Here is a 13162-nt window from a genome sequence, read left to right as displayed (position 1 = left end):
TTTCCGATGAAAAAATCATTGACGACCTTGACCTTAGTTGGTTTTATCAGTTTGGGGCTATCCACCCCAGCAGTTCAGGCTGAGATTAACTATATCGATGAGTCCACGTCTGAGAGCCAAGATCAATCCAACGGAGAAGGCGATGAACAAGCACAGGTAGACCAAGCCGAAGGTCTAGCCCAAGAACAAGTGATTGTCCGGATCTCAGAAGAAGGCTATGTGACCTCTCATGGTGACCACTATCATACTTATGATGGTAAGCCGCCTTATGAAGGAATTTATGCTGATAGCTTGTTAGCACCGGAGGACTACCAATTCGACCAAGCCGATGTCTATACTGAAGTCGAAGGCGGCTATATCGTCACCATCGACGACAAGTGCTATCTCTACTATGAAGATCCAAGCCAAGCTAAAAACCTGCGGACCAAGGATGAAATTACCTTACAATCCTACGGACTTCATCCCCAAGATGCAACGGCTATTTATCAATTGAAGGCCGACTTAGGGCTTAAAGAAGATGCTAAAATCAGCTTTGAAAATAAACTCATGCCGGCTGACTATCTTAAAGAAAGTAACCTAGGCAAGGATTATACGGTGGTTTATTTATACCGGGATGGCTTTGCGACACTGATGGGGGACCAAGTGGTTGTCTTCCCGAAAGAAGCACCCAAAGATGCTAAGTTTGATAAACGTTTATTGTTAGAGGATGACCAGGCTGAATCCGTTTATGAAGTGGACGGGGGTTCGGTAGTCAAAGATGGTGATGACCATTATGGCCTCAGTCTAGAAGCTGGTCAGGATGCTGACAATCTGGTTGATTTAAATAAAAATTAGTATAAAGTCAAGACCTTTTAAATAAATAGTATTAATTACAATTTATTGCTTAAAAAGTCTTGACAATTTTTGAAATTTAAGTAGAATGTAATTATTACGTTTTAGGAGGAAATATATTTTATGAAGAAATCCCTAGTATCAGCACTATTACTTGGTTCCTTATTTACTGGTGCTTTATATAGTTTTGTACCCCAAACTGCTTTTGTCTTAGCGGAAGAATCTTCTGAAATGGAAGACCATGACCACGAAGGCGAAGAAGACCACGATCACGACCATGAAGGTGAAGAAGAACATCACCATCACCATGATCATGACCATGAATTCGAATTTGACGCTTCAAAAGTTGTCAAAAAAGAAGACGATATGTACATCATGGCCCATGGTGACCACTTCCATAAAATTAAAGCCGCTGACTTAACTGAAGAACAAGTGGCTGCCGCTGACAAAAATATTGAAGAACATCCTGAATTGGCTGAAGCATATGATAAACAAAAAGATATCTATGCAGGTTACTTTGATGATGCCGATGTTAAAGACCGTTCTTTAGAAGAATATGCAGGTGAATGGCAATCTGTTTTACCTTTCTTAGAAGACGGCACTTTAGATCCAGTCATGGATAAAAAAGCTTCTGCTGAAGGTGCTAAGATGACCGCTGAAGAATATAAAGAATATTACCAAGTGGGTTATGAAACTGATGTAGACCATATTAATATCGAAGGCGACCAAATAACTTTTGTCAAAGGTGATGAAGAAGCCACTGGTACATACAAATACGAAGGTTACAAGATTCTAGACTATGAAAAAGGTAACCGTGGTGTACGTTATTTATTCACTAAGACTGATGGCGACGAAGCCGCTCCAATGTCAGTACAATTCTCAGACCACAACATCGCGCCAAGTGACCATGTTGAACATTTCCATATCTTCTTCTCTAACGACGACCATGAAAAATTATTAGAAGAAATGGACAACTGGCCAACTTATTACCCAGCTGACTGGGATGGCGATGAAATCTTCGCTGACCAAATGAACCACTAATTTCTGGTTCTGCTTGTTTTCCAACAGGACAAGCCTTAAATAGTTTAACCGCAAGGGCTGGTTGGGAAAACTTGTGTTGCTTTGCGACGGAGTCTTTCTAATATCTTGTGCGGAGGCAGATTGATTATGCGAAAACTATAGATTAGCGCTGATGAGTCCCCACTCTCCTTTGAATTTGTTTAAAAGACAAACCAAAATAAAGCCACTTACTCCTAAGGTGGCTTTTTTTGTGTCTAGGATTATAAATTATGCTTTGACGTGAGACAGAGTAGAATAAGGGTAAGCTAATAAAAAAGGTGGGATTTTATGTCCGAGCATGTTGCTGAATATGAAAAAATATTAAATAAATCTCAAAGGGTTTTACAAGCATTGGAATCACCCCTAGACCAGTTTGAGGCTAATCGATCTGACTATGAAGCCTTACTAGCCTATTATGATAGTCTTGATTACTTAATAAGATGTGGAAGATTCCAACCATACGGACAAGTTTAAGGGTCAGGCTCACGGGGTTTTGGCAGAAGATAGTATTTATAACCTGATTGTTGTTCAAGCAGAACTAGATCAGCGCCTCTGCAATTTAGGCAATCGGATGATAGTGGATAAAAAATCTTATCGAAATTCTAATTCATATTAGAGCATTTTCCTTGTTGACATAACATAGCTTTGATATAAAATTGTGTTCATCTGAATATAAACGATAATCCTGACCATCTGACTCGGAAAAATCCATGACCTTGTGGCCATTAAAATCATAAATTGGCCCATGGTTAATGTCGAAGTGGTCAAAACGGTCGGCGTAATAGCTTAAAGCGGCATTATTAGAGACTCGTAAACCAATCCGAGAAATAGTATTGGTTCCTTTTCCTCCTGCCGGTACTCCAGGAAAGTCGAAGAAGGTCAGGTCCGTGCCAGGCTGAGCTTCACATAGGCAAAGAAGGTATGGTAAGTTTGAATATCATCTTGGTTTACAGATTTTTTGACCAGCCGCATGCCTAAAAACTGGGTGATGAAGTCATAATTGCGTTTGGCCTAATTGGTAATAGCAGTCACGTGGTGGATTCCAAGTAAGGGTGACATAGGTATTCCTCTTTCTTTAGCTTAAAATTATTTCGTTTTCGAATTATCTCTAAAAAAGTAAACCTATTTGCTGACCAGCATAAGCGGGACAAGCAAATAGGCTGACTAGGTAAGATGATAGCCATTCATTTTTTTGAGTAAAAGTTTAAGAGTCTGGATTTCTTGATCACTTAAATGAGTGAACAGGTTGGTAATCATCTCTTGATGGCTGGGGAAAATTGATACAATTAGGTCATGGCCCTTGGGCGTAAGGTGGGTATAAATCACACGCTTATCCTGATCCCAAGCTTGGCGATAGGTAAGACCTTTTTCACACAGCTTATCTATAATATATGTGGTGGATGAATTAGCAACTAAGATTTTTTCTTTGATATCTTGGGTCACTTGGGGCCCTTTGTGGTAAAGCAACTCTAAAACTGCAAATTCATTGACCTTAAGTCCATGCTGCGCAACATCTTTACGAACTGCTTGATTAAGCATTTCATTGGTGCGTTTGATTCCAATGAAGGCATCCAAAGCATCGTGGGTACGAGACATCTCACCCCTCCTTATTTCGATTTCGAAATTAATTATAGCTAATTAACAACATTATTGCAAGCATTTGAATGATAATTATATGAAAAATATACTGATCTTCTGAATCAACTGGATTTGGACTTTAATCCTCGGTCAGGATTAACTATAATAATGGTGACATTTATTTAAATAATTTTTTTGCTTAAAGAATAGGAGTATAGTTATGATCCAGGCAAATGATGACTATCAGACGATTATTCATCCCCTCGATCCGGTTTATAATCATGAGTCAAAAGTTCTCATCTTAGGGTCTTTTCCCTCGGTTAAAACTCGGGAATATGGCTTTTTTTATGGCCATCCACAAAACCGGTTTTGGCCCTTAATGGAGGCTCTCTTTGAGGTTGACTTGAGCCGGGAAATTCCAGAGCGTAAAGCATTTCTCCTGGACCACCACTTGGCAGTCTATGATTCGATTTACCAATGTGACATCATTGGGTCAGCCGATGCCTCGATTCAAAATGTCGTCCCTTCAGATTTGAATAAAATAATTCAGGAATCGACCATTCAGGCAGTTTTTTGTAATGGAAGCCTGTCCTACAAAACTTATCAAAAATACCAGGCTAAGGAAACCGGCATCCCTGCTCAGCAAGTACCGTCGACCAGTCCTGCCAATGCCCGTTATCGCTTAGAAGACCTGGTGACTGCTTGGCAAAAGCTGCTTGATTACTTAGTTTAAAATAACTTCAAAAAATGGAGGAATATTATGGTGCGCCTTTGGAAATCTATCATGATCAGTATTGGGTTTTTTGGTGGTCTGGACTCTTATTATTTTTCCTCCAATAGCTAGCCTATATGGTCCTGCCAATGCTTTGCTTGTTTTCTAATTCAATTATGAAGATGGTGGAAGTAGCTCCCATTTTAAATATCTGCGAAAAAATCTTAGGTGTTATTTGTATTTTGTTAATGTTTTTTTCTTGTTCAAAAAGACCAAAGCTTGTGGCTCCAAGATAAGTCTGACTTACCTCTTGTTTATAGTGATTGTTTTGGGGTTTTACTATTGAATTATCTGGACTGGGGCTTTTATTTTTGCTGATAGCTCAGCCGCTGCAGAATTACAAGCTGCTTTGCCAGAAACTAAGGTGGTCAAAGCCTTCAATACAACCTTTGGTGGAACCCTTGCTTCAGGTAAGGTGGCGGACAGTCATCCAACCACAGTTTTAATGGCTTCAGATTATGAAGCCGCTAAGCAAACCTTAGCCGCAGCTCTAGAAAATTCTTAAGTTCAAAAAATATTAGTTTGCCATTGCAAAAATGATATAATGAATCTAATGAGCTTGGCGTAGACCTTGCTAAACCCAAAGAAATTAGGTGAAATCCATGGCTGAAACGATTGGCCTCTACGTACATATTCCTTTTTGCCAAAAGCTCTGTCATTATTGTGACTTCTTGACTTTTGAAGACCAAGATGATGTTATTCCCCAATATGTGGATTATTTAATTAAAGAAATGCAACTTTACCAAGACCGGGACTACATTTTGGATACTATTTATTTTGGCGGGGGGACTCCCTCCCACTTGGAGGCAGACTTGATGGCCAAAATTATGGACGGGATTTATGCCACATTCAAGGTAACCGATGATTGCGAAGTTTCAATCGAGATGAATCCTGAATCTGTCACTGAAGAAAAAATCAAGACCTACCAGGCCAAGGGTTTTAACCGCTTTTCCATGGGAGTCCAATCCTTTGACCCCAAGGTTTTGCAAATTATGGGTCGCCTCCATTCACGGCAAACGGCCATTGATAAATTCCATTTACTCCGCGACTTAGGTTGCGATAATGTCTCGATTGATCTTATGTTCAATAATCCCCGCCAAGATATGGATATCCTGAATAGGGATATTGACCAAGCTATCGAACTCAATCCCAACCATATTTCTTATTATTCACTGATGATTAAGGATAATACCAACTTCCAACGCTGGCTCAAGGCTGGTCGGATTAAACTCTTCGATGAAAAAACCGACCGCGACATGTACCACAATATTCAGGACCGCCTAAGTCAAGCTGGCTTTAACCAATATGAGATTTCTTCCTTTGCCCGGGATGGTAAAGAAAGCCGGCATAATAAAAAATATTGGCAACTTGAAAATTACTTGGGTGTCGGGATGGGGGCCTCGTCTAATATTGACTTACGCCGCTTTACCAATACCCGTCGTTTTAAAGATTATTTTGCCGCCATTGACCAAGGGCAGATGCCCGTTGAAAGTTCAGAAATGATGGACCTAGAAGAACGGGAAAAAGAATTTATCATGCTCAATATGCGCTTGCGTAAAGGTTTTGATATTTCGGTTATTAACCAACGGTTTGGCATTGATTTCAAGGAAAAATATAAGGATGCGCTGGAAAAACACTTGAAGTACAAGGTGATTCAAATCGAGGGGGATCATATTTACTTTACCGATTATGGTTTGGATGTCGGGAACCAGTTCTACCTAGATATTCTCTAACCGCGGCAGATAGAAAGGATCGTCATGATTAAAGAAATAGTGACCGATAATTTTTTCCTGAGTCAGAAGGCTAAGCCAGCGACCAAGGAAGACCAAGCCGTGATTCAAGACTTAAAAGACACCCTAAAGGCTCACCGCCATCATTGTGTGGGTATGGCTGCCAATATGATTGGGATCAACAAGGCTATCATCATTGTAGCCATGGGGCCGCTAGACCTAGTTATGGTTAATCCGGAAATTACGTCTCAAGCTAAACCTTATCAGACCCAGGAAGGGTGTTTGTCCCACACTGGTCAAAAACCTACCCAACGTTATCAAGAAATTCAAGTTCAATACTTAGATGAACACTTTCATCCCAAAAATCGTCGTTTCCAAGGACCCTTGGCCCAAGTTATCCAACATGAAATGGATCATTTAGCCGGAATCCTCATTTAAAATATAAAAGAGAAAACACATGTCAATTATCATTAAAATATTCGCTACGCTAGTAGCCTTAGAATTCTTTTATATTATGTACTTAGAAACGTTCGCCACTCAGTCAGACGCGACCAGTCGGGTGTTTAATATGGATCAAGCTGAATTAAGCCGTTCCTCTGTGACCACCTTATTTAAAAACCAAGGGGTTTACAATGGACTGTTAGCTGTCTTGATTTTAGTTGCCAGCTTTATCCACCCTGACTTATTCTGGCTACGGACTTTACTGGTCTATATTATTGCAGTTGCCGCCCATGGTGGCGCCACTAGCCAACCAGCTATCTTATTTAAACAAGGTGGTTTAGCTATTATTACTTTGATTTTATCTTTTATTTTTTAGCCCTATTGAGAAAGGAGTCAAGTCATGACCGAAAAATTGGTTTTATTACTCGTCCTAAGGACCAAACTCACCCATTTAGACCTGTATTTACAACATATTTTGGATCATTTTGACTTGGCAACCTATGTGGTGTCTGATTCCTCTGGGGACCAAGACCAGGCAGCTGCCATTCAAGGATTTTTTAAGGAAAAAGGATTGCCAGGCCACTACCACCAAGATGCCTGGGTTTCCTGGACCCACAACCAAAACCAAGCCTTGGCCTATGCCCAAGGCTTAGGCGATTATTTGATCCGCTTAGATGGACAACGTTGGTTAGTTGGTCAGGCTGATTTGGGCGAGTTGACGGCCGATTTTTATAAGGTATTAGTGACCGACCAAGATGGGCCTGAATATTTAGAACCCTTAATTTTCAAAAATGATGGTCGCTTCCAATGGCAGGGCATAGTTTTACAAACCACTGATGCCAATAAAGGCATATCCTGGAAAAAATTAGCCGGCGACTTAAAACTATATAAGCAGGTTGAAATTCCAAAAGAATTAGCTCAAAGACAAGATTGGGAAGACCTCAATCTATCCAGCCGGCCAAGTGAAACTAGAAATCATCAACATTCAGCGTCTGAATCTGACGGCGTTTTGGCTAATTTATTGGCATTTGATCAAAGCCCTGATCAGATCCAACACATTTATTATGCTGCCCACACCCTTAAAGAAGAAGGATACTGGGTTCTAGCCTATTATTTATTAAAGCCTATTATCGGGTTACCACGTCCTAGCCAGTTAGCTGATGGAGACCAGCCGGTTTTTGACTACTTATTGGACTTCGATGTGGCTGACTTAGCCTACCGGGCCGGCAATGACCAAGTGGGCTTTGACGCCCTGAGCCGAGTCTTAGCAAGAAATTTACCTGATTCAATCCGTTACCAAGCTCTAGTCTTATTAGAAAATTATCAAGCTTTGTTAAAGCAGTTACCCGGATATTTAATCAAGACTTACTTGAGCGACTTAGATGAATTAATCAGGAAAGACCAAGTGGATGAAAGGCTAGTTCAAGTAACCCAGTTATTATTAGCTGCCTATCAAAAATCATGATGGACTTGCTTTTTAAATTACTTCAGCTGCCTAATTTTATAGGTGGCTGTTTAATTTTTAGGATTAGAATGGAGTTTTATGAAAAATTTTTTGGTAAATTATTTTTTGTCGCCTTGATCACCATATTTTTGTTTGGATTAATTACGTTTGGCCAAATCGCGGCCGAGGAAGAAGGAAAGTCCTTGAATTTATGGTTAGTTACAGATATTCATCATCTATCGCCGACCCTTTATGAGGTAGGTGACAAGATTCAATATATGCAAGATACTGCAGCTGGTTTAGAGATTTATCATTCAGCTGACCGTTTAGAAGCCCTCGTTTATGCTATTGACCAGGCTGAGCCTAAGCCCGATGGTCTCATTGTTTCAGGTGACTTAACTTTTAATGGGGAATTAGCTTCCATAAAAGATTTGGCGGTAGTTTTTAAACGGATTGAGGATTTAGGGGTGCCGGTTTATACCATGCCAGGTAATCATGATCTAGCCAATGGTTGGGCGCGTGGATTTACTAAAGATGACCTGTTTAAAACTGCTCAAATAATGCCAGAGGATTTCGAAAGTTTAATGGCTGATTTTGGCTATAAGACAGCTCTAAGTAAGGATCCACAGTCTCGTTCCTATACGGTAGACTTAGACCAGAAAAATAGACTTTTTATGGTAGATTCGAATATTTATGAAGGTCAAGAAAATACCAATCCTCCCCAAGCCGGCGGGCGAATTAGTGAAACAACTATGGCTTGGCTTGACCAAGAATTAGCGCAAGCCCAAGCCGATGGTCGGCATGTGATTTTTGTCCTCCACCATAATGCTTTTAACCATTTTAAAGGCTTTGAGGGGACCTTCGCAATTGATAATTGGGCCGATTTAGAACAATTATTAGACCGTTATCATATGGCGGTGACTTTTTGCGGTCATATTCATGCCCAGAATATCGGTCGCCGGACGACCGCTTCTGGACTTGATCGCTATGATGTTGCGACAGGATCTTTTGCGGTGTATCCTAATTCAGTAGGCCATATTGTCATGGATGATCAAGGCTTGACCTATGACAGTCAGGTCTTAGATGTGGCGGACTGGGCCCAAGCTAGCGGACAGACTGATAATGATTTGTTGAATTATCCGGTTTATATTGAACAAGTGTATCAAGCAGCTAACCGGGTTAAGTTGGCTGAGTCAGTTTATACTGACAATTATTTGTCGGACCAGGCGCCAAAGGATGAAATTGTGGCCTTTATCGGCCGCCTCAACCAATACTTTTTTGCTGGTACCGTGTCCGAACATAAAGATGAATTAGCGGCAGACTATGCTAAGTATGAACCCTACTTAGCGGAAACCAAGGCCTTCTTCTTAACCCAGTACCCACAGATGATTTTGAAGGAAGCGGATAAGGATAATAAGTATTTGCAGGTGGATTGGTAATTATAATTTTGATATTAAGAAGTGACGGGCTTGGCCCGTCGTTTTTCTTTATTATGAATTGGAGGGTGGTGCGAAGGATTGGGGTTTGGTACTGTTTTGTGGTTTGGTAGTGCGAAGGATTAAGGTTAGGCACCGTTTTTTGGTTTAGTGGTGTGAAAAAGCGAATCTTCGTAACTAAATTAGAGTAAGACTTGCCAAGAACTGATTCTTTGCACTAATTTTTGACTAGAGTTACCAAGAACAAGTTCTTCGCAACAAAGATGGCGTGGGACTTGCTAAAAATCAAATCTTTGCAAGTCCACATCCCAAATCAGCCCAATAAAGAAAAAACACCTCCAGCCATCTAAGGCTAGAAGTGTTTTCATATTCTTAAATAAGCAGAATCCCCGGGGCAAGTCACCCGGGGATTTCTAATAGAGCATTAATCTACTGATTTCAAAGCTTCTAACATATCCACCCGTTTTAAGATATGGTTGACCATGAATGCTAAGGCAATCAGTATTAGTATGATCAAGACCACTGGAAACAAATGGATAAAGGTCGAAACGTGTTGACTGAACATCATGTTGTCAGGCGCTACGGTTTCTAAAATAATCCGGTGGAGGACCTTCCCACCCAGCATACCGACCGCAATCCCGATTAAGGAAAGTACTATCGTTTCGCGGTAAATATATAGGGTGACTTCCTGGTTGAGGAAGCCCAAAACCTTGATGGTGGACAGTTCGCGAATCCGTTCGCTGACATTAATGTTGGTTAAGTTATAAAGGATAACAATGGCCAACAAGGAGGCGGCAATGGTTAAGACATTCATAACAGTATTCAAGGAATTTACAATTGAATTCACTAGGGAGATGGCCGAGGTGTTTTGTACCACAGCTTTGACTGCATCTAAGCGCATGAAATCTGCTGTTTCTTCTTGGACATTATCAGCAGAAGAATCGTTAAAAGTCATGAGGTAGGCATTTTGGGCAAAATCTTTTCCGAAGACCTTTTCATAGTAGCCTTTATTCATGTAAATGAAGTGACCGGCGTACATCTCGCTAATACCAGCAATCTTAATTTCATAAGAATTATTTAAATTATCTTCAATAGTAAATTTATCGCCAACTTTTAATTTCATGAGCTTGGCTAATTTTTCATTAATGATGGCACCGTCATCGGTCACTTTCAAGGCGGTGTCTGTCGCATCCTTGCGGTTAGCCAAGTGAATATATGGGGCGAAGGAATCATTATCGATGGCCATCAAAGTGATGCTTTGCTTGTCTTCAACCTCTTTAATTTCCTTGCTGAAGTTTTCGGTATAAATAGCCTCTTTTTGCTTGATGGTATCTGAAGCTAAGGCTTGGTCTAAATCAGCTTGGTCAGATTCATTAATATCATCTTGTAGGGCGACAATGGCATCGTATTTAATAATATCGCCAAATTGCCGTTGACCCATGGTGGAGAGGGAGGACTGCATACCAAGGCCTGAGAAGAGGAGGGCGACTGATCCCGCCACCCCAAAAATCGTCATCAAGCCTCTTTGTTTATAGCGGAAGAGGTTACGGGCCGTTACCTTATGGGTGAAGGAGAGCCGGTTCCAAATAAATGGAATTTTTTCTAAGAGGATTTTTGAGCCTTTAGAAGGTGGTTTAGGTAATAGTAATTGTGAAGCAGTTTCTTTCAGCTCCTTGTGGGCAATATATAGGGGTGGTAAAACTGATACTAGAATCGTGCAGACTAGAGCAAATAAGGTAATTGTCCAGTGGAAAGGCATGGATAAAGCGGGCAGGGTGGTGTCTGCCATTAAGGTTTTGTCCAAAAGATAAGGGAGTAAATACATCCCAGCAAAGACCCCAATAAGGGTTCCTAGCATACCAGCGGTAAAACCATAAACGGTAAATTTCTTATAAACATCCTTGTTTTGGTAGCCTAAGGCTTTAAGCACACCGGCATTGGTTCTTTCTTCGGTAACAAACCGGGTCATGGTCGTGACTGTAACTAAAGCAGCAACCAGGTAGAGGACAACTGGAAATAGATTACCCACTTGGGAAATCCCATGCGAAGCGGTGTAAACTTTGACATAGCCATCGGAACCAGGCAGGGTCCTGCGGGTATAAGAGGTATAAGCGGGTTCGGCCAAATCCTCAATATTATCACGTGCTTGGGCTAAGTCGTCTTCGGCATTCTTGATATCCTTATTAGCTTTGGCTTTTTCGTCAGCAAAAGTCGCTTTATTTTCAGCCAATTCATCTTTGGCATCATCTAATTTCTTTTGGTTTGTAGCCAGCTCATCCTTAGCTGCTTGCAATTTAGCTTGACCTTCTTTGAATTTAGCTTCTTGACTTTGGAAGTCAGCTAAACCTTGGTTATACTTGGCTAAACCTGAATTATATTCAGCTAAGCTGGCATCTAACTTGGCCTTGGCGGCTTGGTATTGGGCCAAGCCCTCTTGATAAGGGGCACTTTCTTGGCCAAATAAAGCTTTTTGTTCTTGGTATTGGGCTAATCCAGCTTCATATTGGGCTTGACCAGCTGCCAATGTTTGTTTTTGAGAGTCTAGATTAGTTTGGCCAGCTTGATAATCTGGCGAAGTCGCTGGGTCAATCCCTTGCTCTTGGAGTTGGCTTGCTAGGGCATCCAACTGAGCCTGGCCTTCATCAATCTGAGCTTGGGCTTGGTCTAATTGTGACATACTAGAATCTAAATCAGCTTTGGCTTGATCTAACTGTGCTTGCGGACCGGCTAATTGAGCGGCGACCTCATCGAGTTTAGCCTTTTCTGGTTCTAATTGGGCATAGCCTTGGTTGATTTGGTCGGCAGCGGCATCAAGTTGACTTTTAGACGCAGCTAACTGACTGCGGCCATCTTCTAATTTCTGGCTAGCACTTTGGATTTCTTGGTCCTTGTCGGCAATTTCTTTTTGACCGTCATCGAGTTTCTTTTGGTTGTTGTTGATTTCTTTTTGACCATCTTTAAGTTTTTGCTCGGCTTCTTTTATATCTTCTTTAGCTTGATCAATATCGGCCTGGCCGTCATCGATTTTTTCCTGAGCATCGGCCTTAATATCTGCTAAGCGCGCTTGACCTGAGCCTTCGATTAATTTGTCTAGGTCAGTTTGATGTTGGGCTAAGCGGTCAGTGTAGTCATCGGAGTAAGCTTCTAGGTCACGGAGGTCATTATAAGCAATGCGAGCGATAGTGTAGACATCCATATCAAAAGTTTCTGGAGTTACCACGGCATAGCCGGCTAAAGTCCCGGATCCGGAATTAGAAGATCCCATGGCTCCGGTTGAAATAATTTCAGAAGAATTGACGAAGCCGGTAATGGTGAAGCGATGTTTTTTGAGGACTTGGTCTTTAGCTTCCGATTCTTTGTCTGCTTCATATTCGTCCTGATCAATCGACAAGTCTAGGTTTAGACCGCTTTGGTTTTCCTCTAATTCGATTTGGTCCCCCAGCTTGTATTGGTCTTGCCAGCTTGATCCTAAGGCAATCTCATCACTTGCGCTAGGAAAGTCGCCTTGGACCAATTCAAATTGGGAAATATCTTTAGTGTTTGAGAAAACCCGCATGGATTTAGGTGTGTCTTTAATGACCACATCAGCAAAGTAAGCAAACTCTACCTTGGCTTGGTCTTTGAGCTGGTTTAATTTATCTTGGTCACTTTGATCTAGGCCGTAATCGGACATGACTGCCAAATCAAAAGTATGGTATTTGTCATAGTAGCTGGAGGCTGAATGGTCGATATCGGGACCAGACACCTTTAAGCCAACCAGGGCAAAGGCACCCAGAGCCATTAAGAAAAGAATAGAGAAAAAACGGCCTAGGGAGCCCTTAAGAGATCGGAAGATTTCTTTATTAAGTTGTTTTTTGTTCACCATAACCAC

11 protein-coding genes and 1 pseudogene are annotated in these 13162 nt (G+C 41.2%); 10 read left to right on the top strand and 2 right to left on the bottom strand.

Features of this window, described 5'->3' with window-relative positions; all coding sequences use genetic code 11:
* Window positions 1–6: 6 nt before the first annotated feature.
* From HMPREF9257_RS08785 to HMPREF9257_RS05780, 3 genes are all read left to right on the top strand, one after another.
* A complete protein-coding gene (locus HMPREF9257_RS08785) occupies window positions 7–834 on the top strand; it encodes a pneumococcal-type histidine triad protein (protein WP_006418495.1) in 828 nt (275 codons plus the stop codon).
* Between the two features lie 120 nt (window positions 835–954).
* Window positions 955–1872, top strand: a complete 918-nt coding sequence (locus HMPREF9257_RS09660) for a ZinT/AdcA family metal-binding protein (RefSeq protein WP_006418157.1) — start codon at window positions 955–957, stop codon at window positions 1870–1872.
* A gap of 306 nt (window positions 1873–2178) precedes the next feature.
* Complete coding sequence (locus tag HMPREF9257_RS05780) at window positions 2179–2364, top strand: DUF4298 domain-containing protein (protein WP_006418374.1); 186 nt, start codon at window positions 2179–2181, stop codon at window positions 2362–2364.
* 690 nt (window positions 2365–3054) lie between these two features.
* Here HMPREF9257_RS05780 and HMPREF9257_RS05775 read toward each other — a convergent pair.
* On the bottom strand, window positions 3055–3486 hold the full coding sequence (locus tag HMPREF9257_RS05775) for a MarR family winged helix-turn-helix transcriptional regulator (RefSeq protein WP_006418233.1): 432 nt from the start codon (window positions 3484–3486) through the stop codon (window positions 3055–3057).
* Between the two features lie 202 nt (window positions 3487–3688).
* Between HMPREF9257_RS05775 and HMPREF9257_RS05770 the strand changes: the two genes are divergently transcribed.
* From HMPREF9257_RS05770 to HMPREF9257_RS05740, 7 genes and pseudogenes are all read left to right on the top strand, one after another.
* Window positions 3689–4201: a DNA-deoxyinosine glycosylase gene (locus HMPREF9257_RS05770; protein ID WP_006418532.1), complete on the top strand. Its 513-nt coding sequence runs from the start codon at window positions 3689–3691 to the stop codon at window positions 4199–4201.
* A 352-nt stretch (window positions 4202–4553) separates the two neighbouring features.
* A pseudogene (locus HMPREF9257_RS05765) lies at window positions 4554–4736 on the top strand (diguanylate cyclase); the annotation flags it as partial.
* A gap of 106 nt (window positions 4737–4842) precedes the next feature.
* Complete coding sequence (hemW, locus tag HMPREF9257_RS05760) at window positions 4843–5973, top strand: radical SAM family heme chaperone HemW (RefSeq protein ID WP_006418211.1); 1131 nt, start codon at window positions 4843–4845, stop codon at window positions 5971–5973.
* 24 nt (window positions 5974–5997) lie between these two features.
* Window positions 5998–6408, top strand: coding sequence for a peptide deformylase (locus tag HMPREF9257_RS05755; RefSeq protein ID WP_006418585.1), 411 nt, complete (start codon window positions 5998–6000; stop codon window positions 6406–6408).
* Between the two features lie 19 nt (window positions 6409–6427).
* Window positions 6428–6787, top strand: coding sequence for a DUF1304 domain-containing protein (locus tag HMPREF9257_RS05750; RefSeq protein WP_006418414.1), 360 nt, complete (start codon window positions 6428–6430; stop codon window positions 6785–6787).
* A 24-nt stretch (window positions 6788–6811) separates the two neighbouring features.
* Entirely contained in the window at window positions 6812–7876 is a 1065-nt protein-coding gene (locus tag HMPREF9257_RS05745; protein ID WP_006418297.1) for a hypothetical protein, read from the top strand.
* Window positions 7877–8058: 182 nt separating this feature from the next.
* Window positions 8059–9294, top strand: a complete 1236-nt coding sequence (locus HMPREF9257_RS05740; protein ID WP_176686277.1) for a metallophosphoesterase — start codon at window positions 8059–8061, stop codon at window positions 9292–9294.
* Window positions 9295–9715: 421 nt separating this feature from the next.
* Here the strand turns inward: HMPREF9257_RS05740 and HMPREF9257_RS05735 are convergent, their stop codons facing one another.
* On the bottom strand, window positions 9716–13153 hold the full coding sequence (locus tag HMPREF9257_RS05735) for an ABC transporter permease (protein ID WP_006418517.1): 3438 nt from the start codon (window positions 13151–13153) through the stop codon (window positions 9716–9718).
* Window positions 13154–13162 lie beyond the last annotated feature (9 nt).

Origin of the sequence: Eremococcus coleocola ACS-139-V-Col8 (genome assembly GCF_000183205.1) — a bacterium.
Lineage (GTDB): Bacteria > Bacillota > Bacilli > Lactobacillales > Aerococcaceae > Eremococcus > Eremococcus coleocola.
This window is presented reverse-complemented; position numbering and strand designations above follow the sequence as displayed.

What these genes read in the sequence shown, in the direction of transcription:
- HMPREF9257_RS08785 (WP_006418495.1), top strand. Translation starts at nt 7, where the DNA reads ATGAAAAAATCATTGACGACCTTGACCTTAGTTGGTTTTATCAGTTTG.
- HMPREF9257_RS09660 (WP_006418157.1), top strand. Translation starts at nt 955, where the DNA reads ATGAAGAAATCCCTAGTATCAGCACTATTACTTGGTTCCTTATTTACT.
- HMPREF9257_RS05780 (WP_006418374.1), top strand. Translation starts at nt 2,179, where the DNA reads ATGTCCGAGCATGTTGCTGAATATGAAAAAATATTAAATAAATCTCAA.
- HMPREF9257_RS05775 (WP_006418233.1), bottom strand. Translation starts at nt 3,486, where the DNA reads ATGTCTCGTACCCACGATGCTTTGGATGCCTTCATTGGAATCAAACGC.
- HMPREF9257_RS05770 (WP_006418532.1), top strand. Translation starts at nt 3,689, where the DNA reads ATGATCCAGGCAAATGATGACTATCAGACGATTATTCATCCCCTCGAT.
- hemW (WP_006418211.1), top strand. Translation starts at nt 4,843, where the DNA reads ATGGCTGAAACGATTGGCCTCTACGTACATATTCCTTTTTGCCAAAAG.
- HMPREF9257_RS05755 (WP_006418585.1), top strand. Translation starts at nt 5,998, where the DNA reads ATGATTAAAGAAATAGTGACCGATAATTTTTTCCTGAGTCAGAAGGCT.
- HMPREF9257_RS05750 (WP_006418414.1), top strand. Translation starts at nt 6,428, where the DNA reads ATGTCAATTATCATTAAAATATTCGCTACGCTAGTAGCCTTAGAATTC.
- HMPREF9257_RS05745 (WP_006418297.1), top strand. Translation starts at nt 6,812, where the DNA reads ATGACCGAAAAATTGGTTTTATTACTCGTCCTAAGGACCAAACTCACC.